This is a genomic window from Micromonospora parva, from assembly GCF_000718515.1.
Lineage (GTDB): Bacteria > Actinomycetota > Actinomycetes > Mycobacteriales > Micromonosporaceae > Micromonospora > Micromonospora parva.
Genome location: NZ_JNZS01000004.1, coordinates 1 through 24,062 on the forward strand (window position 1 = coordinate 1; position 24,062 = coordinate 24,062).

Annotated in this window: 25 protein-coding genes, 1 tRNA gene and 1 pseudogene; 5 read left to right on the top strand and 22 right to left on the bottom strand. The window is 72.3% G+C overall.

Translation table 11 applies throughout. The features are described from left to right. Positions 1-137 precede the first annotated feature (137 nt). A complete protein-coding gene (locus IF22_RS0104630) occupies positions 138-1,508 on the bottom strand; it encodes a cystathionine beta-synthase (RefSeq protein WP_030328739.1) in 1,371 nt (456 codons plus the stop codon). 72 nt (positions 1,509-1,580) lie between these two features. Then, the gene (locus IF22_RS0104635) at positions 1,581-1,937 is read right to left on the bottom strand and encodes a YkvA family protein (protein ID WP_030328742.1); all 357 of its coding nucleotides are present in this window, start codon (positions 1,935-1,937) and stop codon (positions 1,581-1,583) included. 150 nt (positions 1,938-2,087) lie between these two features. On the opposite strand from IF22_RS0104635, the pseudogene IF22_RS0104640 reads away from it, so the two are divergent. The 3 genes and pseudogenes from IF22_RS0104640 to IF22_RS0104650 form a co-directional block, all read left to right on the top strand. Continuing rightward, a pseudogene (locus tag IF22_RS0104640) lies at positions 2,088-3,151 on the top strand (SGNH/GDSL hydrolase family protein); the annotation flags it as partial. Further along, positions 3,137-3,949: an SGNH/GDSL hydrolase family protein gene (locus IF22_RS0104645; protein WP_030328747.1), complete on the top strand. Its 813-nt coding sequence runs from the start codon at positions 3,137-3,139 to the stop codon at positions 3,947-3,949. The pseudogene IF22_RS0104640 and the gene IF22_RS0104645, both read left to right, overlap by 15 nt. Before the next feature lie 78 nt (positions 3,950-4,027). Next, positions 4,028-5,290 carry an acetyl-CoA C-acetyltransferase gene (locus IF22_RS0104650; RefSeq protein ID WP_030328749.1) on the top strand — a complete coding sequence of 421 codons (1,263 nt, stop codon included), beginning with the start codon at positions 4,028-4,030 and terminating at the stop codon, positions 5,288-5,290. A 7-nt stretch (positions 5,291-5,297) separates the two neighbouring features. Here IF22_RS0104650 and IF22_RS0104655 read toward each other — a convergent pair whose 3' ends face one another. From IF22_RS0104655 to IF22_RS0104670, 4 genes are all read right to left on the bottom strand, one after another. Continuing rightward, complete coding sequence (locus tag IF22_RS0104655; RefSeq protein ID WP_030328751.1) at positions 5,298-5,618, bottom strand: hypothetical protein; 321 nt, start codon at positions 5,616-5,618, stop codon at positions 5,298-5,300. A gap of 46 nt (positions 5,619-5,664) precedes the next feature. Beyond that, positions 5,665-6,423, bottom strand: coding sequence for a Bax inhibitor-1/YccA family protein (locus IF22_RS0104660; RefSeq protein ID WP_030328753.1), 759 nt, complete (start codon positions 6,421-6,423; stop codon positions 5,665-5,667). Positions 6,424-6,577: 154 nt separating this feature from the next. Next, on the bottom strand, positions 6,578-7,393 hold the full coding sequence (locus IF22_RS0104665) for a Bax inhibitor-1/YccA family protein (RefSeq protein WP_030328756.1): 816 nt from the start codon (positions 7,391-7,393) through the stop codon (positions 6,578-6,580). Positions 7,394-7,500: 107 nt separating this feature from the next. Next, positions 7,501-7,581, bottom strand: a tRNA-Leu gene (locus IF22_RS0104670). 101 nt (positions 7,582-7,682) lie between these two features. Here IF22_RS0104670 and IF22_RS0104675 point away from each other — a divergent pair. Beyond that, on the top strand, positions 7,683-9,533 hold the full coding sequence (locus tag IF22_RS0104675) for a hypothetical protein (protein ID WP_030328759.1): 1,851 nt from the start codon (positions 7,683-7,685) through the stop codon (positions 9,531-9,533). A 133-nt stretch (positions 9,534-9,666) separates the two neighbouring features. Here IF22_RS0104675 and IF22_RS0104680 read toward each other — a convergent pair whose 3' ends face one another. The 13 genes from IF22_RS0104680 to IF22_RS0104740 form a co-directional block, all read right to left on the bottom strand. After that, positions 9,667-10,998 (bottom strand): NAD(P)/FAD-dependent oxidoreductase, encoded by a 1,332-nt coding sequence (locus IF22_RS0104680; protein ID WP_030328762.1) that lies wholly within the window; start codon positions 10,996-10,998, stop codon positions 9,667-9,669. Positions 10,999-11,100: 102 nt separating this feature from the next. Beyond that, positions 11,101-11,661, bottom strand: a complete 561-nt coding sequence (locus tag IF22_RS0104685; RefSeq protein ID WP_030328764.1) for a hypothetical protein — start codon at positions 11,659-11,661, stop codon at positions 11,101-11,103. A gap of 16 nt (positions 11,662-11,677) precedes the next feature. Continuing rightward, the gene (locus IF22_RS0104690; protein WP_030328766.1) at positions 11,678-13,120 is read right to left on the bottom strand and encodes a DUF58 domain-containing protein; all 1,443 of its coding nucleotides are present in this window, start codon (positions 13,118-13,120) and stop codon (positions 11,678-11,680) included. Further along, positions 13,120-14,127, bottom strand: coding sequence for an AAA family ATPase (locus IF22_RS0104695; RefSeq protein WP_030328768.1), 1,008 nt, complete (start codon positions 14,125-14,127; stop codon positions 13,120-13,122). Before IF22_RS0104695 ends, IF22_RS0104690 begins: the two co-directional genes overlap by 1 nt. Continuing rightward, positions 14,127-14,711 (bottom strand): hypothetical protein, encoded by a 585-nt coding sequence (locus IF22_RS0104700; protein ID WP_030328770.1) that lies wholly within the window; start codon positions 14,709-14,711, stop codon positions 14,127-14,129. The genes IF22_RS0104695 and IF22_RS0104700 overlap by 1 nt, the downstream gene beginning before the upstream one ends. Beyond that, positions 14,708-15,484, bottom strand: coding sequence for a DUF4129 domain-containing protein (locus IF22_RS0104705; RefSeq protein WP_030328772.1), 777 nt, complete (start codon positions 15,482-15,484; stop codon positions 14,708-14,710). The genes IF22_RS0104700 and IF22_RS0104705 overlap by 4 nt, the downstream gene beginning before the upstream one ends. A 22-nt stretch (positions 15,485-15,506) precedes the next feature. Then, positions 15,507-16,247 (bottom strand): uracil-DNA glycosylase, encoded by a 741-nt coding sequence (locus tag IF22_RS0104710; RefSeq protein ID WP_030328775.1) that lies wholly within the window; start codon positions 16,245-16,247, stop codon positions 15,507-15,509. Further along, the gene (locus IF22_RS0104715; protein ID WP_030328776.1) at positions 16,240-16,926 is read right to left on the bottom strand and encodes a dienelactone hydrolase family protein; all 687 of its coding nucleotides are present in this window, start codon (positions 16,924-16,926) and stop codon (positions 16,240-16,242) included. Before IF22_RS0104715 ends, IF22_RS0104710 begins: the two co-directional genes overlap by 8 nt. 198 nt (positions 16,927-17,124) lie before the next feature. Then, a complete protein-coding gene (locus IF22_RS0104720) occupies positions 17,125-17,661 on the bottom strand; it encodes an LppU/SCO3897 family protein (protein WP_030328778.1) in 537 nt (178 codons plus the stop codon). A gap of 130 nt (positions 17,662-17,791) precedes the next feature. Further along, the gene (locus tag IF22_RS0104725; RefSeq protein WP_030328780.1) at positions 17,792-18,799 is read right to left on the bottom strand and encodes an HAAS signaling domain-containing protein; all 1,008 of its coding nucleotides are present in this window, start codon (positions 18,797-18,799) and stop codon (positions 17,792-17,794) included. Then, complete coding sequence (locus tag IF22_RS0104730; protein WP_030328782.1) at positions 18,796-19,128, bottom strand: PadR family transcriptional regulator; 333 nt, start codon at positions 19,126-19,128, stop codon at positions 18,796-18,798. The genes IF22_RS0104725 and IF22_RS0104730 overlap by 4 nt, the downstream gene beginning before the upstream one ends. Before the next feature lie 164 nt (positions 19,129-19,292). Continuing rightward, positions 19,293-20,234 carry a Ppx/GppA phosphatase family protein gene (locus tag IF22_RS0104735; RefSeq protein ID WP_036410843.1) on the bottom strand — a complete coding sequence of 314 codons (942 nt, stop codon included), beginning with the start codon at positions 20,232-20,234 and terminating at the stop codon, positions 19,293-19,295. Between the two features lie 22 nt (positions 20,235-20,256). After that, the gene (locus tag IF22_RS0104740; protein WP_051708185.1) at positions 20,257-21,297 is read right to left on the bottom strand and encodes an ArsR/SmtB family transcription factor; all 1,041 of its coding nucleotides are present in this window, start codon (positions 21,295-21,297) and stop codon (positions 20,257-20,259) included. Positions 21,298-21,439: 142 nt separating this feature from the next. On the opposite strand from IF22_RS0104740, the gene IF22_RS0104745 reads away from it, so the two are divergent. Next, the gene (locus tag IF22_RS0104745; RefSeq protein ID WP_245233527.1) at positions 21,440-22,285 is read left to right on the top strand and encodes a CE1 family esterase; all 846 of its coding nucleotides are present in this window, start codon (positions 21,440-21,442) and stop codon (positions 22,283-22,285) included. On the opposite strand, the gene IF22_RS0104750 is transcribed toward IF22_RS0104745, so the two are convergent. The 3 genes from IF22_RS0104750 to IF22_RS0104760 are packed head-to-tail and all read right to left on the bottom strand — an operon-like array spanning position 22,286 to position 24,044. Further along, a complete protein-coding gene (locus tag IF22_RS0104750) occupies positions 22,286-22,807 on the bottom strand; it encodes an amino-acid N-acetyltransferase (protein ID WP_030328789.1) in 522 nt (173 codons plus the stop codon). It lies immediately after the preceding gene. Then, positions 22,804-23,361 carry a DUF501 domain-containing protein gene (locus IF22_RS0104755; protein WP_030328791.1) on the bottom strand — a complete coding sequence of 186 codons (558 nt, stop codon included), beginning with the start codon at positions 23,359-23,361 and terminating at the stop codon, positions 22,804-22,806. The genes IF22_RS0104750 and IF22_RS0104755 overlap by 4 nt, the downstream gene beginning before the upstream one ends. 44 nt (positions 23,362-23,405) lie before the next feature. Next, positions 23,406-24,044 carry an FtsB family cell division protein gene (locus IF22_RS0104760; protein ID WP_030328793.1) on the bottom strand — a complete coding sequence of 213 codons (639 nt, stop codon included), beginning with the start codon at positions 24,042-24,044 and terminating at the stop codon, positions 23,406-23,408. Positions 24,045-24,062 lie beyond the last annotated feature (18 nt).

Below are 24,062 nucleotides of genomic sequence, written 5' to 3' on the forward strand. Positions count from 1 at the left end.
GCCCCCGCCCCCGCCCTCCTGTCCCGCCGATCTTGCACTTTTTTTCGCCGCAATTCGGGGCACAAGCCGCTTATGGTCGACCGAAAACGCAAGATCGGCGGGACAGGAGGGCGGGGGCGCGGGGCTGGGGTTGGGGGTTAGTGGGCTCCGAGGTGGGACAGGAGGTCCTGGCGGGTCAGGACGCCCTTGGGCTTGCCGTCGACCAGGACCAGCGCCGCGTCGGACTTCTCCAGCATGCCGACCGCCTCGCTCACCGGCTGACCCCCACCGATCATCGGCAGTGGGTCGCCCATGTGCCGCTCGATGGTGTCGTGCAGGTGAGCCTGACCGGTGAACAGCGCGTCGAGCAGGTCCCGCTCGGCGATCGAGCCGGCGACCTCACCGGTCACCACGGGTGGCTCGGCCTTGAGCACCGGCAGCTGCGAGACGCCGTACTCGCGCATGTAGTCGATCGCGTCGCGGACCGTCTCGGTCGGGTGCACGTGCACCAGCTCAGGCAGCCCGCCCGGCTTGCTGGCCAGCGCGTCGGCCACCGTCGGCTCGGCGCCGGAGTTGTCGAGGAAGCCGTACCGGGCCATCCACGAGTCGTTGAAGATCTTGGATAGGTAGCCTCGGCCGCCGTCGGGCAGCAGCACCACCACCACGTCGTCCGGGCCGGCCCGGCGGGCGACGTCCAGCGCGGCGACCACCGCCATCCCGCAGGAACCGCCGACCAGCAGCCCCTCCTCGCGGGCCAGTCGCCGGGTCATCTCGAACGACGCCTTGTCGGAGACCTCCACGATCTCGTCGGCGACGCCCCGGTCGTACGTCTCCGGCCAGAAGTCCTCGCCGACGCCCTCCACCAGGTACGGACGGCCGGTGCCGCCCGAGTAGACCGAGCCCTCCGGGTCGGCCCCGACGACGCGCACCCGACCCTCGGAGGCCTCCTTCAGGTAGCGGCCGATGCCGGAGATGGTGCCTCCGGTGCCGACGCCTGCCACGAAGTGGGTGAGCTCGCCGTCGGTCTGCTTCCACAGCTCCGGGCCGGTCGTCTCGTAGTGCGACCGAGGGTTGGCTGGGTTGCTGTACTGGTTGGGCTTCCAGGCGCCGGGGATCTCCCGGGTCAGCCGGTCCGAGACGTTGTAGTACGAGCGCGGGTCCTCCGGCGCGACGGCGGTCGGGCAGACCACCACCTCGGCGCCGTACGCCCGAAGCACGTCCTGCTTGTCCTGGCTGACCTTGTCGGGGCAGACGAACACACACCGGTAGCCCTTGAGTTGGGCCACCAGGGCCAACCCGACACCGGTGTTGCCGCTGGTCGGCTCGACGATGGTGCCGCCGGGCTTGAGCAGACCGGCAGCCTCGGCGTCCTCCACCATCCGCAGCGCGATCCGGTCCTTCACCGAACCACCCGGGTTGACGTACTCCACCTTGGCCAGCACGGTGGCCTGGATGCCCTCGGTGACGTTACGCAGACGCACCAGCGGGGTGTTTCCGATCATGTCGACGACGTTGTCGTAGTACTGCACGGTGTGCCCTTCGTTGCGGTGCCGACGGTGGCGACCGGGAAGACGGTTCCTCGCCGCCCAGCGTACGTGTCGTCAGGGCACCAACCCCCCGGGGATGACCGAGCTGCGACGGGCCTCCCACTCCAGGAAGCGATCGGTTTCGGCGAGCACGCTGCCGGCCAGCCAGGTGACCATGACCGCGTCGTCGGCCAGCCCGAAGATCGCCAACGGGATCTCCGGGAGCAGGTCGATCGGCGAGACGATGTACGCCGTCGCCGCGGTCATCAGGGCCAGCCGAAGGCCGCCGTCGTACTCCCCCTTGGCGGTGGCCCGGATCATCCGGGGCAACGCGGCCAACCGGGTGCCGATCGACGGCCCGTTGCGCGCCCCCGCCGCCAGGGCCCGCGCCAGGGCCGTGAACGCCGCGCTGCGCTTCAGTGTCTTACCCATCGTCGCGCTCCTCTCCGCCGGATCAGCGTGGCGGGTCGGCGCAAGTCGGCCGGCCTCTCCCATTCAGATACCCCGTCGCGTCGGGTTCCAGGCACCCGGGTGCCGTCACGACGACAGCGGGGTGTCGGACCAGCGCGATAATGTCGCGGTATGGGGGTGGCAGATTCCGTCGTACCCGGTAGTGATCGCTGGCGGCAGGCCCGGCGGTTCGTCCGGCTGGCAGCCATCGGGACAGGCGCCACCGCGGCGGCCGTGGTGGCGACCGGCGGGGTGCTGGTCGGCCAGGCCCGGCAGGCTCGACGGACCATCCCGATGGCCGAGGCGCCGCCACCCCGCTGCGATGGGATGTACGGCGCGAAGTTCCCCGGCCCGGCGCTCACCATGGTGGTGCTCGGTGACTCGTCGGCGGCCGGCTACGGCGTGCACCGCCGCCGGGAGACGCCTGGGGCGCTGCTCGCCACGGGCCTGTCCCGTCGACTGCACCGGCCGGTTCAGCTGCACCGCTTCGCAGTGGTCGGCGCCATCTCGGCGGCGCTACGCCACCAGGTGGAGGCGGCGCTGGAGTGCCGGCCCGACATCGCGGTGATCCTCATCGGCGGCAACGACATCACCAACCGCACCCCGCGCGGCCTCGCGGTGCGCTACCTGGTCGAGGCGGTGCACACCCTGCGTGACGCCGGGTGCGAGGTGGTCGTCGGCACCTGCCCCGACCTGGGCGCGATCCGCCCGATCCAGCCACCGCTGCGCTGGCTGGCGCACCGCTGGAGCCGCCAGCTCGCCGCCGCCCAGACGGTGGCAGTGGTCGAGGCGGGCGGCTGGACGGTCTCCCTCGGTGACCTGCTCGGCCCCCGGTTCGCGGCCGAGCCGACCCGGATGTTCGCCTGGGACCGGTTCCATCCCTCCGCCGAGGGGTACGCGATGGCTGCCGCCGCGCTCCTGCCGACGATGCTCTCCGCCCTCGGCGCGACCCCGGAACGACGGGCCACACCGATGCGCGGCGACGGCGTACGGTCGCTGCCGGAGGCCGCGCAGGAGGCGGCTCGACACGCCGGCACGGAGGTCAGCGGCGTCCAGGTGCGGGGCCGCGACCGAGGGCCGGCCGGCCGGTGGGCGCAGCTGCGCCGACGGGCGTTCTTCGGTGTCGGTGCGGTGCCGCAGCACGGGTCCGCCTCGGACACCTCGACAGTGGAGGGACTGGCATGAACGAGCGCAGCGCGCGGAGCGTGACCTCCGGCCTCGCCGGCCGGCTGGGTCGGGCGGCGGCGTTCTCGCTGCTCGCCGGCACTGTCGGAGGCGCCGCCGTCCTCGCCGGTGAGGCGTTCGTCGCCCGGCACCGACGCTACGCCCAACCGGAGCTGGGCCTGGCCCTGCGCGCCACGATCGGCCGGGCGGGCGCTGCACCGCTGCGACTGGTGCTGCTGGGTGACTCGTCGGCACTCGGTGTCGGTGTGGACCGGCTGGAGGACACCATCGGCGGGCAGTTGGCCAACCTGCTCGCCGAGGGCCCGACCGGCCGCCGGGTGCACCTGTCCAGCGTCGGCGTGTCCGGGTCCCGCTCGACCGACCTCGCCACCCAGGTGGCCCGGGCCCTGCTCGGTGAGCGGCCCGACGTGGCGTTGATCCTGATCGGCGCGAACGACGCCACCGGGCTGCGCCGGCCCGCCGACGCGGCGGCCTACCTCGGTGCGGCGGTGCACCGGCTGCGTGAGGCGCGCGTCGAGGTGGTCGTGGGCACCTGCCCCGACCTCGGCGCGGTGCGTGCGATCGCTCCCCCGCTGCGCCAGGTGGTCGGCTGGTCCGGGCGTCGGGTGGCCCGCGCGCAGACCAGCGCCGTGTTGCAGGCGGGCGGCTCGGTGGTCGACCTGGGCACCGAGACCGGGCCGGTGTTCCGGGCCGATGCGGGGACGCTCTGCCCGGACCGTTTCCACCCCTCCGCCGATGGTTACCGGGTGTGGGCGCACGCGCTGCTGCCCGCCATCGTCGCCGCGGCGGCGGCCACCACCCGGCGCTAGATCGTCGCCGGCCGCTGGTGACATTTCCCGCTGTGCCGGCTTCTTCCGCGCATGTTACCGGCGGGTTAACGTTGGTCCATGCCGATTGAGTCGTCCCGCGACGCCGTCATCGTCGCCACCGCCCGCTCCCCCATCGGCCGGGCGCACAAGGGTTCCCTGCGCGATGTCCGCTCCGACGACCTCGCCGCGACCATCGTCCGAGCCGCGCTGGACAAGATCCCCGCGCTCGATCCGACCACGATCGACGACCTCTACCTCGGGTGCGGCCTGCCCGGCGGCGAACAGGGCTTCAACATGGCCCGGGTGGTGTCCACCCTCCTCGGCCTGGACACTGTCCCCGGCGCCACGCTGACCCGCTACTGCGCCTCCTCGTTGCAGACCACCCGGATGGCGATGCACGCGATCCGGGCCGGCGAGGGCGACGTGTTCGTCTCCGCCGGCGTGGAGATGGTCTCCCGCTACGCCCGGGGCAGTTCCGACGGGCTGCCGCCCGAGGCGCAGGCGCTGGTCGGCGGCGGCTGGGAAAACCCGCGCTTCGCGGCGGCCGGCGAGCGCTCGAAGCGCCGCGCGCAGGGCGGCGCCGAGGTGTGGACCGACCCGCGCGAGGCCGGTGAGCTGCCCGACATCTACCTCACCATGGGGCAGACCGCGGAGAACCTGGCTCAGGTGTACGACGTCACCCGCGCCGACATGGACGAGTTCGGCGTACGCAGCCAGAACCTCGCCGAGAAGGCCATCGCCGACGGCTTCTGGGCCCGGGAGATCACCCCGGTCACCGCGCCGGACGGCACTGTGGTGAGCACCGACGACGGGCCCCGGGCCGGCGTCACCCTCGACGCGGTCGCCGGTCTGAAGCCGGTGTTCCGCCCGGACGGTCGGATCACCGCCGGCAACTGCTGCCCGCTCAACGACGGTGCGGCGGCAGTGGTGGTGATGAGTGCCCAGCGGGCCGAGGAGCTCGGGATCACCCCGCTGGCCCGGATCGTCTCGACCGGTGTGACCGCCCTGTCGCCGGAGATCATGGGCCTCGGGCCGGTCGAGGCGTCCCGGCAGGCGCTGCGCCGGGCCGGTATGACGATCGACGACGTCGACCTCGTCGAGATCAACGAGGCGTTCGCCGCGCAGGTCATCCCCTCCTACCGCCAGCTGGGCATCCCCGAGGAGAAGCTGAACGTGATGGGTGGGGCCATCGCTGTCGGCCACCCGTTCGGCATGACCGGCGCGCGGATCACCGGCACCCTGCTCAACGCGCTGGAGTGGCACGACAAGACCATCGGTCTGGAGACCATGTGCGTGGGCGGCGGCCAGGGCATGGCCATGGTGCTCGAACGGCTCAGCTGAGTCGCCCTCAGAGCGCGCTGCGGGTCGCCGTCACCTCGGCGGCGGCCCGGGTCAGCGCCTCGGCCCCCGGGTCGGCGGCCAACAGGTCCGCCGTGACCACCCGCAGCTGGTCGGGCAGGGCCAGGTCGTTGTCGAGCCGGGGCACCACCCGCCGGGGCTGCCCCTCGGCGTCGGCCGCCAGGTTGGCGACCTCCTGCACCAGGCGGTGCACGAGGTCGGCGCGGGACACGTTGCCGGCGGTCGCGGCCGCCGCCCACCTCGGCTGCTGCCAGTGCGCGATCTGACCGACCAGCAACCGCACGGCCTTGTCCAACTCCGCTGCGCTCATCGCCGCCGAGTCTACGGCCGACGCCTGCCGCTGCTGTTCGGGCCGGTCAGCGACGCAGGTAACTGAGCAGCCGCAGCAGCTGCCAGTAGAGAAAGACCAACCCGGTGAGCAGGCCGAACGCGCTCAGCCACGCGTACCGGCGGGCTCGACCGTCGCGCACCGAACGCTCGACGAGATCGAAGTCGAGGATGAAACTGAACGCCCCGGCGATGATGGCCACCACCGAGATCGCGTACGGCACCCAGCCGACCTCCCCGCTGACGCTGTAACCCGCCAGGCCCGGTCGCCCGCTGATCAGGTACGACACCAGGTTGACCACGCTGAGCACGGCGATGCCGAGCAGGGTGCCGATCACCAGGCGGGCCAGCCGGGGCGTCGCCCGGATCACCCGGGCCCGGTACAGCGCCGCCATGCCGAGGAAGACGCCGAAGGTGCCGGCCACCGCCTGCACCACGATGCCCGGATAGACCTGCTCGAAGGTGCGGCTCGCCACCCCCAGCAGCAGGCCCTGCAGGATGGCGTAGCCGACGATCGGCACCGGGTTGGTGATTCCCCGCAACGAGATGACCAGGACCAGCGCGATCGAGGCGAGCGCGCTGCCGGCCAACGCGGCACCCAGCCACACGGCGTCGGGAATCACCGCCCAGGACACCGCCGCGGCGACGCCGGTCACCAGCAGCAACCCGACGGTACGGACCACCACGTCGTCGACGGTCATCGGCTCGACGTCACGGGAACCGAGCACCCGGGCCTCCACCCGGCCGGCCTCGTCCAGCCGGTTGAGCACCGGGTTGTTGCTGCGCACCGTCGCCTCCTCCACCCGCGTACCCCAGGGCTTGTGTCAAAGCCTCGCAGTCACTCTGCCCCGGGCGGGCCGGCGGCGGCGGGGAAACGGCGCGGACGACGGCGCCCGCCCCCAACGACGTTGGAGGCGGGCGCCGGTCGCAGTGCGGACGAGGTCAGTCGTCGCCCTGGAAGTAGCTCAGCAGGCGCAGGATCTCGATGTAGAGCCAGACCAGGCTGACCAGGATGCCGAACGCGGCCGTCCAGGAGTAGCGCTGGGGCAGGCCCATCCGGACGCCGTCCTCGATCTCCTTGAAGCTGAGCACGAAGCTCAGCGAGGCGACCACGATGCAGACCAGGCTGAAGCCGATGGCCAGCGGGCTGCCGTCACGCAGGCCCGTGTTGACGCCGAACAGCGCCAGCACCAGGTTGATCATCATGACGGCGAAGAGACCGACCATCACGGCGATCATGCCCTTGACGAAGGCCGGGGTGGCCCGGATGACCTTCGCCCGGTAGAGCATCGCCATCAGGAAGAAGATGCCGAAGCTGGCCGCGGCGGCCTGGAGCACGATGCCGTCGTAGGCCGTCTCGAACGCCTTGCTGACCATGCCGACGAAGACACCCTCGACGACCGCGTACGCGATCACGAGCGCCGGGTTGGCCATCCGGGAGAACGAGATGATCAAGCCGAGGACCAGGCCGACCACCGCCGCGCCGATCCAGGCGGTACCGACCAACGCGTCGGGCACGAGCACCCAGGCGGCCGCGGCGGTGATGCCGAGGATGCCGAGCAGAGCGACCGTCTTGACGACCACGTCGTCGACGGTCATCGGCGCCACGGTCGGCGGCGCGGCCGGGTAACCGGCCTGGGACGGGTACTGCTGGGGAATGCCGGGCTGTCCGTACGGCCCGGCCGGGGCGTACCCGGCGGAGCGCTCCCGCTCGGCCGCCTGGCCGAGCCGGGCGAGCACCGGGTTCGAGGTCTTCACTGTCTGGCCTCCCTCAGGGGGTCGTGTGCACGTGAACGTGCCCTCCAAGAGTAAACGGCGCAGTCACGTCTTGGAGATCACGGATGAGAATGGGTGAGGTCGACCGGTGCCCGGGGCGGGGGTCGAACCCGCACGCCTTTCGGCAGCCGCTTTTAAGGCGGCCGTGTCTGCCGTTCCACCACCCGGGCGAGTGACACCGGCGCGCCGACACGCCTGGTGCAATGTCACCGTAGCCGGTCTGCGGCGACCCGGCGTACCCCGCCGGCCTGGCCACATTAGGGTCGATGCCGTGAGCAGCGCAGCCCCCACGGCCCCCGACGCCGCGCCTGAGCAGGCATTCCGCCTCGCCGATCAGGTCAACCGCCGGCCCCGGGCCACCCGGCTGCTGGCCGCCGTCCGGTGTCACCGGGCGGATCTGCTGGCCGCTCTGATCTTCGCGGTGCTGGCCGGTTGGCTCACCCACGGGCTGTGGCCCGACCCGGGAGCCCGCACCCTGGCGCTCAACCCGGAGGACCAGACCCTCTACGAGTGGTTCCTGGCGGTGGACGCCCGCGCGCTGCTCGGCGACTTCGATCTGCTCACCGACCGGCTCAACGCCCCCGACGGGGTCAACCTGATGGCCAACACCACGGTGATCGCGCTGGGCGTCGTCTTCGCGCCGGTCACCCTGCTGCTGGGCGCACCGGTCACCTTCGCGCTGATCGCCGCCGCCAACCTCGCCGGCACCGCCCTCGCCTGGTACCTGCTGTTCCATCGGACGCTGCGCGCCCGTCGGTTGGCCGCCGCACTCGGCGGCGGGCTGTGCGGCTTCGGACCCGGCATGGTCTCGCAGACCAACAGTCACCTGCACATGACCGCCCAGTGGCTGGTGCCGGTGATCGTCTGGCTGGTGGTCCGGCTGCTGAGGGCGGCCGACCCGGGGCCCGGGACACCCGACGGGACCGGCGCCACCGGGCCGGACCGACGACGGTTGTTCACCTCGGCGGCGGGGCTGGCCGGCGCGGTCACCGCGCAGGTCTTCATCGGCGAGGAGGTGCTCTTCCTCGCCGCGATCACGCTGCTGGTGATGTCGATCAGCTATGCCGTGGTGGACCGGGACCTGGCCCGCCGGGCGCTCCCCGGGTTCGCCGCAGGGTTGGCGATCACCGCCGGGCTCGCCCTGCTGGTGCTGGGCTATCCGCTGTGGTTCCAGTTCGCCGGGCCGCAGGGAGTCGCCGACGGGATGTTCACCCCGGCCTACTTCTCCGCCGACCTGAGCAGCTGGTGGACCCTCTCCCCACTGTCGGTGGCCGGCAGCGCCGAGTCCGCCCGGCTGACCACCGGCCCCGCCGAGTACAACACGTTCCTCGGCTGGCCACTGCTGCTGGTCGCCGCGGCCTGCGCGATCTGGGCCGGGCGACGCCGGCTGGTCTTCGCCTGCGTCGTGGCGGGCCTGGTGATGGGGTCGCTCTCGCTCGGCCCCGAGGTGGTGTTCGGCGGCACCAGGACGGCGATCCCCGGTCCGTACGCAGTGATCGCCGGGCTGCCGGTGGTGGACGGGGCGTTGCCGATGCGGTTCGCGCTGGCGTTGCTGCCGATCGTCGCGACGCTGCTGGTGCTCGCTGTCGACCGGGCCCTGGGCAGCTCCGGTCGGGCACGACGGCTGGTACCACTGGCCGTCGGGGTGGCGCTGCTGCCGCTCTTCCCGACCCCGCTGCCCACCGCCGGACGACCAGCCGTGCCGACATTCATCAGCGGCGGCCACTGGCGGCAGTGCGTACCACCGGGCGGGGTGTTGGTCCCGGTGCCGTTGCCGACGCCGAAGGAGCCCTGGCCGATGCGCTGGGCGACCGCCGCCGACGCCGGTTTCGGGCTGCCGGAAGGCTTCTTCATCGGCCCGTACGGAAGGCGCGGCACCGCGGCGATGGGCACCTTCAAACAGCCCACCTCCGCACTGCTCGCCGATGTCGCCCGGCGCGGCGACCAACCGGCCATCGGCGATGAGCAGCGCCGCCAGGCCGCCCGCGACGCGGACTTCTGGGGTGCCTCCTGCGTGGCGCTGACCGACGACGCTCCGCACGCGGAGAGCCTGCGGGCAACCCTGGAACAGCTCTACGGCCCGCCCACCCGCATCGCCGACGCCTGGACCTGGCGGGTCTGAGCCCGCCTCGCCGGACCCAAAAACCCCGCCGATCTTGCACTTTCTGCTCGGACAAGACGGGCCAAAAGGCGCATCACGGCATCCGAAAGTGCAAGATCGACGGGGTTGGAGGGTCTGGGTTTTTGGGTTCTGGTCAGACGCGGGGCGCACCGACGGGCTGGGACGCCTCGACGAACTCCTCGCGCGGGTCGTGCAACTGACCCAGGGCGACCACCTCACGCTTGAGGAAGAACGCCAACGACCAGTCCACCACCACGCGGATCTTGCGGTTGAACGACGGGATCCGGCTCATGTGGTACGTCCGGTGCATCACCCAGGCCGGCCAACCGGTCATCTTGATCCCGTACACCTGGGCCACGCCCTTGTGCAGGCCGAGGCTCGCCACGCTGCCGACGTGCTTGTGCTTGTAGTTCACCGGCTCACGGCCCCGGACCACGGCCACGATGTTGTCGGCCATCCGGGCGGCCTGACGCACCGCGTGCTGGGCGCTCGGCGAGCAGAAGTTGCCCGGCTCCTTGGTGAGGTCCGGAACGGCGGCGCAGTCACCGGCGCTCCAGGCACCCTCGACCACCTGGTCACCGTCGACCACCTGCAGGGTGGGCAGGCAGGTGATCCGCCGACGGTCGTCGCGCGGGAAGTCGGTCGCGTCCAGCATCGGCGACGGCTTCACACCGGCCGTCCAGACGATCGTGTCGGAGCGGAAGCTGTCACCGTCGGAGAGCTTGACCACCCCGTCGACGCAGGACTCGAGCCGGGTGTCCAGCCGGATGTCCATGTTCCGCTTCAGCAGCTGCTGCACGGTGTAGGCACCCATGTCCCGGTCGACCTCGGGCAGCACCCGCTGGGTCGCCTCGACCAGCACCCACCGAACCTCGTCCTGCTTGAGCTCCGGGTAGTAGCGCAGGGCGTCGCGAGCCATGTCCTCCATCTCGGCGAGCGCCTCGATGCCGGCGTACCCACCACCGACGAAGGTGAAGGTCAGCGCCGAACGGCGGACGTCCGGATCCGGCGTGGCAGCCGCCACGTCGAGCCGATCCAGCACGTGGTTGCGCAGGTAGATCGCCTCACCGATGGTCTTGAACCCGATGCCCTGCTCGTGCAGGCCGGGAATCGGCAGGGTGCGGGAGACCGAACCCGGGGCCACGATCACGTGGTCGTAGGTGATCTCCCGGGCCGGGCCGCTGATCGGCTGCACGGTGGCCACCTTGCGGTCGTGCTCGATCCGCGTGACCGTACCGGCCACCATCTTGCACCGGCGCAACTCCCGCCGCAGCGGCACCACGGAGTGCCGCGGGGAGATGTTGCCCGCCGCCGCCTCGGGCAGGAACGGCTGATAGGTCATGTGGGGTTGGGGGTCCACCACCATGACCTCAGCCTCACGGGAGCTGAGCTTCTTCGACAGGCGCAGGGCGGCGTACAGACCGACGTGCCCGGCACCAACCACAAGGATCCGCTTCGGATTCACGTTGTCTATCTTTCCCCGGCCGGCTCAGGTAATCCCGCTCGCGCCCCCCATCTGTGACGGAGCACAACCCATGTGACCTGCGTAACCCTCAGGTCACAGCGGTCACCGACGCCGCAGGAGCCAACCGAGCAACGCCGCCGTCCCCACCGCCACCAGCAACCCCAGCACGGTGACCCACTGGTATCCGGCTCCCCCACCCGTCCCCGCCGCCTGCAACAGCAGCACGCCCAACACGGCGGCACCCAACAGCACGGCGGCCGAGCGCACCAACCATCGGCTGATCAACTCCGGGTCCACCACCGCGTCGTAGGGCAGCAGCGCGGCCAGCGCGCAGAGGGTGTGGCCCAGATACAGCAGGGCCGCGACGGCCAGCAGCCGCCAGAGCGCGACCGGACGGCCGTACCCGTCGGTGGCGAGCAGCCAACCCCCGACAGTGACCAACGCCGTGAAGGTCATCCAGACCCGACGCGGGCCGAACGCGGGCAACAGGGCGGCGAACGCCAGGAAGAGGATCGGCCGGCCGGAAAGCACCTCCGCCGGAAACGCCAGGGCGAACCCGGCAAGCACGATGACGAAGATCGCCGCCCGCACCAGCAGCGGGGCGACGCTGATCCGGGCGACGGCGTTCCGCGTCGCCCGAGCCCGCTCCACGACCGGGTTCACCGCACTGACCTTTCGTTCACCGGCCACCCACCCTGGGGGCCGTCGCCAACCGCGCCACGTCCCGCAGCACCTGGTCCAGGCTGCCGGCGCCCGCCCAGCGGACCACCGGCACGCCGTGCTCGCGGAGCTGCCCGATCATGATCTCCCGGTCCAGGCGCCACAGCCGGTACGCCACCTCGGCCCAGCCCCGGTCCTTCGGTGACGCCAGGTCCGTCGGCAACGTGTCGACGGCCACCACGAACCGCCCGCCGCGAGCCAACCGGGCGAGCATCTGCGCCGACCGTTCGTCCAGCAGCGGGGTGAGCACCACCACCAACGCGTCCGAGGAGAGCAACTGCGGGCCGAAGACCTGGTCGTACGGTTCGTGCGCGGACGCGTGCACCCGGACGTCGAGCAGCCACTCCAGGACGGTGAGGTACTGCCGCCGCCCGGCGGCCGGCCGGAGCCGACGGGCGGCCGGCCCGTACTCCAGCAGGGAGACCCGGTCGCCACGGTGCAGGTAGTGCTCGGCGATCGCGGCGGTGGCCCGGACGGTGGTGTCCAGCACCGAGGCGGCACCGTCCACCCCACCGGAGCGGCCCGCCTCGGCGAGCACGTCGAGCAGCACCACCACCTCTGCGTCCCGGTCGGAGAGGGTGGCGGCCACGTGCAGTTGCCGGGCCCGCAACGAGACCCGCCAGTCGATGCGGCGCAGCCGGTCACCGGGGGCGAAGACGCGTACGCCGGCCAGCTCGCCGCCCTCTCCGGGTCGGCGGGAGTGGTGCGCCCCGACCAGGCCGGCTGCGCGGGGCATCGCCTCCACCGCCTCGAACGGCTCGGTACGCGGGTACACCCGCACCCGGACCGGCTCGGTGATCACCGCCCGGGAGACCAGCAGACCGCCCGCCGTGGCGACTCGGGCACCGGCGGGGCCTATCGGGTGCCGGCCCCAGCGCAGGGCCCTGCCGGCCAACTCAAGGTCGACAGCGGCACCGATCGGCACCGAGGTCACGAACGGTCGGTCGGCGACGGAACGGCCCCCGTTGTTACCCGGAGCGGTCACCCCGGTCGCCGCGACGGCACTCTGTGCCCCGTCGCCGGCGGCCTCGTCGCTGGCGAAGCCGGCCCTGTCGATCCGCAGCCACGGCGACACCCGGGACCGCATCACCACCAGGTCGTAGTCGACAGTGTCCGGGTTGCCGACGCTCACCGCCGCCGCCACGTCACCGCCCTCGACAAGCGGCCCGCCGTCACCCTGGGTGATCCAGACCTGGGGCAGCGCCGTGGGCCGTCGACGCAACGCGTACGCGGTGCCCAGCGCGAACGGAGCGGCCAGCACGATCAGGTCCACCCTGCCCAGCAGCACGCCGGCCACCAGCAGCAGGCCGGCGAGCAGCACCGCGCGGCCGAGCGCCGGGGTGGGCGCCCAACCGGCGGCCGGTTCCGCTTCGGTGGCCCTCGGCACTGTCGGTCCGGTCATCAGTGCCGGGGCCCGCCGGCGGCGTAGCTGGGCAGCGCGCCACTGGCCGGGGCGGGAGTCGCCTCCAGCACCTCGCCCACCACGAACGCCGGGTCGACCCGGCGCAACCACATCTCCGGGCGCAGGGTGATCCGGTGTGCCAGGGCGGGCGCGGCCACCGACTTGACGTCCTCCGGCACCACGTAGTCCCGGCCGCCGAACACCGCGCGGACCCGGGCCAGCAACAGCAACGCCAGCGAACCACGAGGTGAGGCGCCGACCAGCACCGACGGGTGCTCCCGGGTGGCCGCGGTGAGCGACACGATGTAGCGGCCGATGGAGTCCTCCACCACCACGTCCTCCAGGGCGGCCTGCATGGCCCGCAGCGTCGCCGCGTCGACCACCGGCTTGATGTCCGCCTCCTCCCGGCGACGGCCCATCCGGCGGCGCAGCACCTCCCACTCCTCTTCGTGCTGCGGGTACCCGAACGAGACCCGCAGCAGGAACCGGTCCAGCTGCGCCTCGGGTAGCGGGTAGGTGCCCTCGTACTCGATGGGGTTGGCGGTGGCCAGCACGTGGAACGGCTCGTCGAGCTTGTAGGTCACCCCCTCCACCGACACCTGCTTCTCCTGCATCGCCTCCAGCAGCGCGGACTGGGTCTTCGGCGGCGTCCGGTTGATCTCGTCGGCGAGGAGCAGGTTGGTGAAGACCGGGCCGGCCCGGAAGCTGAAGTCGCCGTTGCGCTGGTCGTAGAGGAAGGAGCCGGTGACGTCGGCGGGGAGCAGGTCGGGGGTGAACTGCAACCGACGGAAGTCCAACCCGAGCGCCTGGGCGAACGATCGGGCGGTGAGCGTCTTACCGAGCCCCGGCAGGTCCTCCAGGAGCACGTGCCCGCCGGCGAGGATGCCGGCGAGGACCAACTCCAACGCGTCCCGTTTGCCGACCACGACGGTGCCGACCGCATCCAGGACCGCCCGGGCCAGGTGCCCGACCTCGGCGGGGGCAATGCTCCGGTCCACGTCGTTCATCAAATACTCTCCAGTTCGGCGACGATCACCGCGAGGTCGCGCGGCGACGGGGTGCGGCGAGGCGGGGTCTCCAGGAACGTCCACAGGCGCTCACCCAGCAGGGCGCGAGCGCGGGCGGGATCCGACTCACGGGTCACGCCGTGTTTCAGCCGCATCCGCTCGTCGGCCAGTTCACCGATCCGGGGCAGGACCGTCCCGGTGAACCGTTCGGGTCGGGTCGAGGACCAGTCCAGCGGCCACTCCCACCTGTTGATCGCGCTGCGCAGCGCGTCCCGGGCACCCCAGTTGTAGCTGCCGTCCTCCTCGCCGGTGCCGACCCGAGCACCGCCCGGCGGCGGGGGCGGCGGCGCGAGCAGTGCGGTGACCCGGCGCACCGCCAACACGGCGAGCACCCCGGCGATCAGTACCGGCAGCGAGACCTGAAGGCCCACCGCGCGGAGGCCGACGAGCAGGACCGCGACCAGCGCGGCGGCCCAGGCGAGGGAACGCAGCATCGGACGCCAGCGGGAGTCGCGCGCCCCCGGACCGGTCGGCGCCGCCTCCTCCTCGAAGGCGAGCAGATCGTCGATGCTGGTGCTGCTCATGGGGTCACCACCGCGGTGAGTTCTCCGCGCAGCCGGCGAAGTGCGGCGCGGGCCTGGTCCCGGGTGCGTTCGTCGACCGGGTGGGTGGCGTACCGGGCCTCCCGGTAGACGTGCGCGAACTCCGCCAGCACGTCGGTGCTGGCGATGGCCGGCACGCCCGCCTCCGGGTCGCCCTGCAACAGCCGGCTGACCAGGTCGGTGGGGGTGTCCCCGGCGAGCCTCGGCACACCGGCCGCGGCGGCGGTCTCCTCCAGCCGCACCCAGCAGGCGATCACCGCCACCCGGGGGTCGGTGTCCCGGTCGTCGAGTTCCACCAGGCCGGCGTCGAGGGCGGCGACGACCTCGCGGGCGGTGCCCTCGGCGGTCCGACGGCCCCGCTGCGCCGGTAGCGCCCGGGTGGTGCGGCGCAGCGCGCCCCGGACTAGGACCCAGCAGAGGTAGCCGAGCGCGGCCAGGATGGCCAGCCCGAGCAGGGCCACGGCCACCTTGCCGACCCACTCCGGAATGTGCGCCTGGGTGGCCTCGCCCGCGTCGCGTGGCTCGATCGGGATGGACGGTGACGGCTCGACGGTCGGGTACTCCGGAACCCAGGGAACGTTGTCCGCGGCCGGCGGGATCCGACTGGCCCCGATCGACGAGTGGGCGGACGCCAGCGCGGCACCGGCGAGCAGGACGGCGACCGCGCCGACCGGCCACCACCGGCGGAGCAGGCCGAGCACCGGACGCAGCGCCGGCTCGGCCAACGGCGCGGGCGGGCGGGTTCCGTCTGTCATCGCCACCACCCCACGCGTCGTCTCAGTCCACTCCGGCCAGCTGTTTAGCCTGGCCGAAGACGTCGTCCAACATCCCTGGTGTCAACCGCCCGGTGAAGGTGTTCTGCTGACTGACGTGGTAACAGCCCAGCAAGTCCGGGGCGTCCGTGCCGGACCAGTGTGCCCCATGACCGAACGCCGGTCGCGGGCTGGGCGGGCGCTGCCCGTACACCGCGCGGAGCACCGGCCACCACGCGGCCCAGGCGAACGCGCCCAGCGCGACCACGACCCGCAGCGTGGGCTGGACCAACGCGACCTCACGGTGCAGCCAGGGCGCGCAGGTGTCCCGTTCCGCCGGGGTCGGCTTGTTGTCCGGTGGCGCACACCGGACGGCCGAGAAGACCCGCAGGTCCCGCAGGGCGAGCCCGTCGTCGGCGGCCACACTCGTCGGCTGGTTGGCCAGCCCGGCTCGGTGCAGCGCGGCGAACAGCACGTCACCCGACCGGTCACCGGTGAAGATCCGGCCGGTGCGGTTGCCACCGTGCGCGGCGGGCGCCAACCCGAGGATCGCGATCCGCGCGTCCGAGGTGCCGAAGCCCGGCACCGGCCGACCCCAGTACTCCTGGTCGCGGAAGGCGGCCCGGCGGGTGCGGGCGACCTCCTCCCGCCACCGGACCAGCCGTGGACAGGCGAAACAGTCGCTCACCGCCGCGTCGAGGTCGGCCAGGTCGGCCGCCCGCGGTGCGCGGGCGACCACCTGTTCGGGGGTACGCGTCTCAGCCAAGCTTGGCCCGGAAGAGTTCCAGGGTGCGGGCCCAGGCGCTGGCGGCGGCGCGCTGGTCGAACGCCTCCGGCCGGTCGTCGTTGAAGAAGGCGTGCGAGGTGCCCGGGTAGTCGTAGAGGTGGCAGTCACCGCCGGCCTCCTCGATGGCCCGACGGGCGGTCTGCACGCCCTCGGCGGTCGAGGTGCCGTCCTCTTCGGAGCAGTGGATGACCGCTGCCTTGCCGGCGTAGTCGGCCCAGTCGGGGCGCATCGACTCCCAGGGCAGCACGGGATAGAACCCGGCGGTGGCGACGATCCGCTCGGAGATGGTGGCCGACCAGAGGGCCAGGCTGCCACCGGCGCAGAAGCCCACGGCACCGACCTTACCGGTGACCTCGGGCCGCCCGGCGAGATAGTCGGCCGCTCCGGCGATGTCCTTCGCCGCCTCGTCCATCCGCATCGCCAGCAGCAGCCGCTGCGCCTCGTCCGGCTCGCTGGTCGTCTCACCGTGGTAGAAGTCCGGGGCGAGGGCCACGAAACCGGCCTCGGCGAACCGGTCGGCCACCGACCGGATGTGCGGGACCAGACCCCACCATTCCTGAATGACGATGACGGCGGGGCTGGCCGTGCCGCTGGCGGGTATCGCGAGATACCCCTCGCTCGTGCCCCCGTTGCTGCGGTAGCTCACCATTTCGCCCATGGGCCGTCCTCCTAGCGGTCAGTCATCGTTGGCTGGTCGCCCAGTGGTCCTACGTGCCGGTAGCCTGCCACGCCACGCGGCCGTCGGGAAGACGCCGGAACAGTGGCATTCACCTCCTGTTCGCCCCCTGGTGACTCCGGGTACGCCGACGGCGGCGGGATGTCTCCCGCCGCCGTCGACACCGGTCCGCCGCTCCGGTCAGACCTTCTTGGTCAGGCAGAGCACGTAGCCCGTCTTGCCCGGCTCGATGCTGGAGAAGATGTACCCCTCCTCGCCCTCCTTGAAGAACTGGGTGCAGGTGGTGTCGGCCTTGGCCTGAGCCTCGCTCTGGCCGTCCACCCGACCGACCACGTTGTACGCCGCGTCGGTGGAGGTGCACTCGACGACCTTGGCGCCGTCGACCTCCTCCTGCTCGGTGCCGGTGATCTCGGGCAGCTCGGCGATGCAGTCGCCGGTCTTGGCGTCCGCGGTCTCGTCCTTGTTGAAGTAGTTGCCGATCGCCGAGGCGACGCCGAACTTCAGGCCGGCGATGACGACGACGGCAAGGACCGCACCGACGATGCCGAGGACCTTCCTACCACCGGACTTCTCCGCCTTCGGCTCGGCTGGCTGCGGCTCGGTCGCCTGCGGCGACTCGCCAGCGGGTTGCTGCGGCGCGGCCGCTTGCGGCGTCTCGACGGCCGGCTCAGGGGTTGCGGCGTCGGACGCGGGGGGCGGTGCGACCTGCTCTGACACGGGGGTTCCTTCCGAGGGGTTGATGAGCAGACGACACCGTAACGATCATTGATTTTCGGTGCCGTCCCGCTCGCCTCGTCCGTTCAGCTATTTCCCAGCTTCACCCGCATGATCCAGTTCACACCTCGGTTCACCGGGTCGGGGTGGGGGTTGGTGTCCCGCTCGGCGGCACTGCGGTGGGCGTACCGTCTGGCGGCGGCGTCCCGGTCGGCCCGGGTGTGCCGCTCGGGTCCGGGGTGCTGGTCGGGTCCGGAGGGCTGGTCGCTGAACCGCGCGGGAGGGGTGCGCCGGGCGCGCGGGGCACGAAGGGCGCCTGCTCCGGGCAGTACGGGTACGCCCGCAGGTTCGGCTTGTCATAGACCTCTTCCGAGCAGTCCGGGTAGCCGAGCCGGATCGGATTGCCGTTCTGGTCGAAGAGTCGGGCGTTCTCCACCAGTCGGCCCTCGCTGTCGTAGACGAAGACGTCCCGGACCCGGTCGTACTGGCTGTCGACCGAGGTCTGGTCGTAGCCGTAGTCGCCGTAGCGCATCCGGTCCTCGGCCTGCATCAGCGCGGCGAACGCGAAGATCACCAGCACCACGCTGCCGACCTGCACGGCCGAGCGCGGCCAGCGGGTCAGCTGAGCCGAGCGGCGGCCGATCCAGATGGAGGCGACCACGAAACCGATCAGCATGATCATGCCGGCGAGCAACTCACCGCCGAACCTCGGCAGCAACCCGAAGCTGCCGCCGGTGCTGATCACGGTGACCAGCATCGCCGCCAGGTAGCCCCGGAGCACCCACCAGCCGGGGCGCAGCAGGTGGAGGAAGTCGCTGGCCGTCGCGTACCCCAGGGGTGGGCCGAGACGGGTGTCCAGGGTGCGCAGCCGGCCGCGGACCCGGGCCATCGCGGTGGCCACCCGCTGGTCGAGGTTGCGCCCGCCGCCCGGTGCGGCGCCGGCCGCGGCGCGCAGCTCGGCGGCGTACGTCTCGGGCTCGCCCAGTCGCTCGAGAAGGGTGCCCTCGGCCTCGGCGGCGACCTCGGTGAGGTGGTCGGCGAGGTCCTCGGTCAGCTCGTCGCGTTGCGCGGTCGGCAGGTCGGCCAGAGCGGCCCGGACCCGCGCCACGTAGTCGGTGATCTCCTGCTCCGTGACGGTCATGCCGCCATCCCCCGATCGTCGAGCAGACTGTCCATGGTGGTGGCGAACGAGCGCCAGAGCTTGCCGGAGCGGGTCAGTTGGTCGCGCCCCGCGGCGTTGAGTGAGTAGTACTTGCGGTGCGGCCCGGATTCGCTCGGCACCACATAGGTGGTGAGCAGGCCGGCGGCGAAGAGGCGACGCAGCGTCCCGTAGACCGAGGCGTCGCCGACCTCCTCCAGGCCGGCCTCGCGCAACCGGCGCAGGATGTCGTAACCGTAGCCGTCCTCCTCCCGGAGAACAGCCAGGACGGCCATGTCGAGCACGCCCTTCAGCAGCTGTGTGGTGTCCACGCATTGCACACTACTGTGCAATGCGAAATAGCGTCAACGAATCCGCCTCAACACGCCGAGCCGGTCAGGCGCGCGGAAGATTGATCGACTCGGTTTTCAGGAAGTCGGGGCATCCGAGGCACACGGATACCGCGACTTCAAGGAAGGCGAGTTGATCGAGCCGGCTAGCGCGTGGCCGGCTGGAGGCTCCAGGCGATGCCGTCGAGGATGTCGTGCTCGGATGCCACCACCGACGGCATCCCGGCCCGTTCCATGATCACCCGAAGCACCAGCGCGCCCGCACCGATCACGTCGGCCCGGCCCGGGTGCATCACCGGGTTCGCCAACCGCTGCTCGCGGGTCTGACCCAGCAGCTCAGCGGTCACCCGGGCGACCTCCTCGTACGACACCCGGGCGTGGTGGATGCGCTCCGGGTCGTACTCCCGCAGGCCCTGCGCGAGCGCGACCACAGTGGTGACCGACCCGGCTAGGCCGACCAGGGTGGCCGCCTCGCGACCGGGCACCACGGCGAGCGCCCGGTCCACCACTGCCGCGATGTCGGCCTGCGCCGCCGCTACCTGCTCGGGCGTCGGCGGGTCACCGGGCAGGTGCCGCTCGGTCATCCGGACGCAGCCGATGTCGACCGAGATCGCCGCACGCACCCCGTCGGCCCGGCCGCCGACCACGAACTCGGTGGAACCACCACCGATGTCGACGACCAGGAACGGCTCCTTCGCGTCGGCGGGCAACCCACGCACCGCGCCGGTGAACGACAACCGGGCCTCCTCGTCGCCGCTGACCACCTCGGGCTCGACACCGAGGGTGGCCCGCACCATCTCGGTGAAGTCAGCGGCGTTGGCGGCATCGCGGGAGGCCGAGGTGGCACACATCCGCACCCGCTGGGCGCCCAGCTTCTCGATGTCGGCGGCGTACGACGCCAACGCCACCCGGGTCCGCTCGATCGCCTCCGGCGCCAGTCGACCGGTGCGGTCCACGCCCTGCCCCAGCCGGACGATCTCCATCCGCCGGGTCAGGTCGACAAGCGGCGCCTGCGGCCCGGCCGACGCGTCGGGCAGGTCGGCGACCAGCAGTCGGATCGAGTTGGTCCCGCAGTCGATGGCCGCCACACGCGTCGTCACGGCAGCAACCTTACGGCAGGACGGGCGGCCACCTGGCGGCTTGGCCGGCCGTGGGCACCGACTCGCCCGCGTCGCCCGACGGGCCCCGTAACAAGCTCGCCCCCAGCGCGGTCAGGTGATGTCGGACGGCCCCGCCCTCGCGCACGCTGGCCACCAGACCGGCGGTCCGCAGGGCGTGGGCGTGCTCCGAGGCCGAGGAGAGACTGATCCCGACCGACCGGGACAACACGGTGGTGGTCAACCCGCCGTCGGCCGCCAGCCGGCGCAGCACCAGCGCCCGGGTGACGCCGAGCAGCCGACCGAGGGAATCGGCGGCGGCGGAGGCCCCGAGCGTGGGCATGACCACCGGATAGACGAGCAGGATCGGATGACCCTGCTGGAGCAGCACCCGGGGCCGTGGCCCGGCCAGCGGGGAGGGCAGCAGGATCAGCCCGTGGCCGGTGCCGGGGAGATCACCGTCCCACCACGTGTGTACCTCCAGCACCGGCTCCCGCCACCGGATCCCCGGGTGCAGACCCGAGAAGAGGCGGGCCAGGCCATGCTGCGCCAGCCGCTGACTGGCAGCCGCCACCTGCTGGCGGTACGCGGACGTCAGCTCGGCCCAGTGCGGTTCGAGGACCGCGTCGAACCAGGCCCGCACGGCCCCGCCGAACAGGTCCAGCACCTCCGGGTCGGCCGCCGCGAACCGCCGCCGCAGCGGGCTGACCGGCGTGTCCGCGTACGCCATGGTGACCTCGGCGCGGACCCGCCGTGCCGGGGTGGCCCGAATCGCCTCCAGGCCGGCCTCCACCGACTCCAGACCGGCGAAGGGCGTGACGAAGTCCGGCAGACGCCCCTGGCCGGGCAGCAGGTGCCGCAGGATCGCGGTGGCAGCCTGGGCGGCAGGCGTGCCCTCGGCCGCCACCGCCCGCTCGGCCAGCGCCGGCGCCAGCGCCGCGACAGTGGGATCGCGCAGCCACTGACCGGCCAGCAGCGCGTTCGCGACCGGGTGGAGCCGGTCGGCGAACCGCACCCGGCACAGGTCGGCCGACCCGAGCTGGAGGCGAAGCATGACACCAGCCTGCCCGCCTTCGGCCAGGACCGAAAGGGTTGTTTACCGGCCGAAGGATCTCCAGTGTGGACGGCGGGGTCGACGGGGGGTGACCGGCGTGCGGCGATCGGTGGCGGTGTTGACGGGGCTTTGCCTCCTGATCGTGGCCGCAGCCTGTAGTGAGCGGGGGCAACCCTCGTCGGCCCCGCCAGCCGCGCCGTCCGCGTCGAGCGAACGACCGGCGGCCGGCGACCACCAGCTCACCCTGAAACACAACGGGCTCGACCGCACCTACCTGCTGCACGCGCCGGCAGGGTACGACCCGACCCGGTCACCCGCACTGGTCATCGCGCTGCACTTCTATCCCGGCACCGGCTCCGCGATGCGGGAGCTGGCGGGCCTGGACGCCAGGGCCGACAAGGACAACGTGCTGGTCGCCTACCCCGACGGGCAGGGCGGCGGTTTCAACGCTCTCATCTGCTGCGGCAGCGCCGACGACGTCGGCTTCCTCGACGCCCTCACCGACCATCTGGTGCAGACCTGGCACGCGGACCCGAACCGGGTGTTCCTCACCGGCATCTCGAACGGCGGCGACATGAGCTTCCGGGCGGCGGTGGAGAGCACCGGCACCTTCGCCGCGATCGGGGTGGTCAGCGGTGGCTACAGCGGGGAGTTGACCACGGCCGGTAGCTACGTGCCGAAGAGCCCGGTCTCCGTGATCACCTTCATCGGCGGTCAGGACCGGTACGCCACGATCTTCCAGACCGGGATACGGACCTGGCAGCAGCGGCTCAACTGCCGGCCGAGCCCGAAGGCAGCCGGGGTGCCGGGCGTGACGCACACGGTGGCGGGCTGCGCGGACGGCAGCGAGGTCAGCGTCTACACCCTCGCCGACATGGGTCACAGTTGGCCGGGCGCGACAGCGGGCCAACTCGCCGCGTCCTCCGCGGGGCTGTCCGCCACCGACCTGATGTGGGACTTCTTCGCCGCCCACCCCCGCAAGGGCTGATCACAGGCGCAGCAGCATCCGGGTGTTGCCCAGCGTGTTCGGCTTGACCCGCTCCAGGTCGAGGAACTCCGCGACACCCTCGTCGTACGACCGCAGCAGCTGCTCGTAGACCGGCTGCGGCACCGGCGCGCCGTCGATCTCGCGGAAGCCGAACGAGGCGAAGAACCGGGTCTCGAAGGTGAGCACGAAGATGCGGGCCACGCCCAACTCCCGGGCCGCGTCGATCAGCTCACCGACCAGCCGGTGACCGATCCGCCGGCCCCGGCAGGACGGGTCCACCGCCACCGTGCGGATCTCCGCCAGGTCCTCCCACATGACGTGCAGCGCCCCGCAGCCCACCACGACGTCGTCCTCGGCCCGGACCGCGACCCGGAACTCCTGCACGTCCTCGAAGAGGGTGACGGTGGCCTTGCTCAGCAGCCGCCGGTCGTCGGTGTAGGTGTCGACGAGTCGCCGGATGCCCCGCACATCCCCGGTGCGTGCCCGCCGTACCGTGATCTGATCCGCAGTCGGCGTGCTCATTCGCCCGCCGGCACGTCCACGCACGGCCCCGTCGACCACCAGGGCTCGACCAGCTCCAACGTCTCGTCGCCGAACGGGTTCACCCCGGGGCCGGCGCCCAACGCGTGGCCCAGGTGCACGTGCAGGCACTTCACCCGGCCCGGCATCCCGCCGGCCGAGATGCCGGCGATCTCCGGCACCTCGCCGATCGCCTCCCGGCGGGTGAGGTAGTCCTCGTGCGCCGCACGGTAGTGGGCCGCCAACTCCGGGTCCGTCGTCAGCCGGTCCGCCATCTCCTTCATCAGCCCCGCCGACTCCAGTCGGCTGCACGCCGCGGTGGCCCGGGGGCAGGTCAGGTAGTAGAGGGTCGGGAACGGGGTGCCGTCGGAGAGGCGGGGGGTCGTCTCCACCACGTCCGGCAGGCCGCACGGGCACCGGTGGGCGACCGCCCGGGTGCCGCGGGGCGTCCGGCCCAGCTGTGCGGCCACCGCGGCCAGGTCGGCCTCGGTGGCCGGCTCACGCTGCGGCAGGGGTACGGAATCCGCCGCCGGCTCCGACGGTGGTACGACAGTCACGGTGCCATCTCTCCTGGTGCGGTGCGGTGCGGTGGGTCGGTGGCTCACTTGCCCGGCTGCTGGCTGTCCGCCGCCTGCACGCTCGACCAGAGCGTGTCGTACCAGGTCACCGGCCCGGCCGGGGCGGCCGAGCCGGCCGGCTTCCCGGCGTCCCGGGCGGCGCCCTCCGGGTCGTGCAGCACCACCATCATCTTCTCGCCCGGCCGGCCCATGAAGAACCGTTCCCGAGCCTGCGTCTTGATGTACTCGGGGTCCTTCCAGTTGGCGGCCTCGGCGGCGAGCTTGGCGATCTCCGCCTCCTGTGCCGCCTGGGCGGCCTCCATCCGCTCGATGTCGGCCTGCTGGTCCAGGTAGACCCGGACCGGGTAGGTGTAGGCCAGCGCGAGCGCGATCAGGACCGCGAACAGCACCGTGGCCCGACCGGTGAAGCCACGGGGGTGGGGTGCGGCGAGCCGCTTCACGGCACCGCCGGCGGCGGTACGCCGAGCGGCGGCCGGACGGTTCGCGGAGCGCACGCCCTCGGCGCCCCGGGCAGCACCCGGCGCGCGACCGGCGGCGCGCGGCTCGGCGCGTACGCCGGCCTCCCGGACCGATCCCCGCGTGGCGCGCCCGCCGCCCGGCCGGCCGGACTGACCCGGCCGGCGAGCGGGACGCTGACCACCCGGTGTGCGGCGCTGCTGCATCGTCACACCCCTCCCCCG

What these genes read in the sequence shown, in the direction of transcription:
- IF22_RS0104725 (WP_030328780.1), bottom strand. Translation starts at nt 18,799, where the DNA reads ATGACCGTCACGGAGCAGGAGATCACCGACTACGTGGCGCGGGTCCGG.
- IF22_RS0104690 (WP_030328766.1), bottom strand. Translation starts at nt 13,120, where the DNA reads ATGACCGGACCGACAGTGCCGAGGGCCACCGAAGCGGAACCGGCCGCC.
- IF22_RS0104700 (WP_030328770.1), bottom strand. Translation starts at nt 14,711, where the DNA reads ATGAGCAGCACCAGCATCGACGATCTGCTCGCCTTCGAGGAGGAGGCG.
- IF22_RS0104655 (WP_030328751.1), bottom strand. Translation starts at nt 5,618, where the DNA reads ATGAGCGCAGCGGAGTTGGACAAGGCCGTGCGGTTGCTGGTCGGTCAG.
- IF22_RS0104750 (WP_030328789.1), bottom strand. Translation starts at nt 22,807, where the DNA reads ATGAGCACGCCGACTGCGGATCAGATCACGGTACGGCGGGCACGCACC.
- IF22_RS0104705 (WP_030328772.1), bottom strand. Translation starts at nt 15,484, where the DNA reads ATGACAGACGGAACCCGCCCGCCCGCGCCGTTGGCCGAGCCGGCGCTG.
- IF22_RS0104715 (WP_030328776.1), bottom strand. Translation starts at nt 16,926, where the DNA reads ATGGGCGAAATGGTGAGCTACCGCAGCAACGGGGGCACGAGCGAGGGG.
- IF22_RS0104645 (WP_030328747.1), top strand. Translation starts at nt 3,137, where the DNA reads ATGAACGAGCGCAGCGCGCGGAGCGTGACCTCCGGCCTCGCCGGCCGG.
- IF22_RS0104635 (WP_030328742.1), bottom strand. Translation starts at nt 1,937, where the DNA reads ATGGGTAAGACACTGAAGCGCAGCGCGGCGTTCACGGCCCTGGCGCGG.
- IF22_RS0104695 (WP_030328768.1), bottom strand. Translation starts at nt 14,127, where the DNA reads ATGAACGACGTGGACCGGAGCATTGCCCCCGCCGAGGTCGGGCACCTG.
- IF22_RS0104760 (WP_030328793.1), bottom strand. Translation starts at nt 24,044, where the DNA reads ATGCAGCAGCGCCGCACACCGGGTGGTCAGCGTCCCGCTCGCCGGCCG.
- IF22_RS0104740 (WP_051708185.1), bottom strand. Translation starts at nt 21,297, where the DNA reads ATGCTTCGCCTCCAGCTCGGGTCGGCCGACCTGTGCCGGGTGCGGTTC.
- IF22_RS0104650 (WP_030328749.1), top strand. Translation starts at nt 4,028, where the DNA reads ATGCCGATTGAGTCGTCCCGCGACGCCGTCATCGTCGCCACCGCCCGC.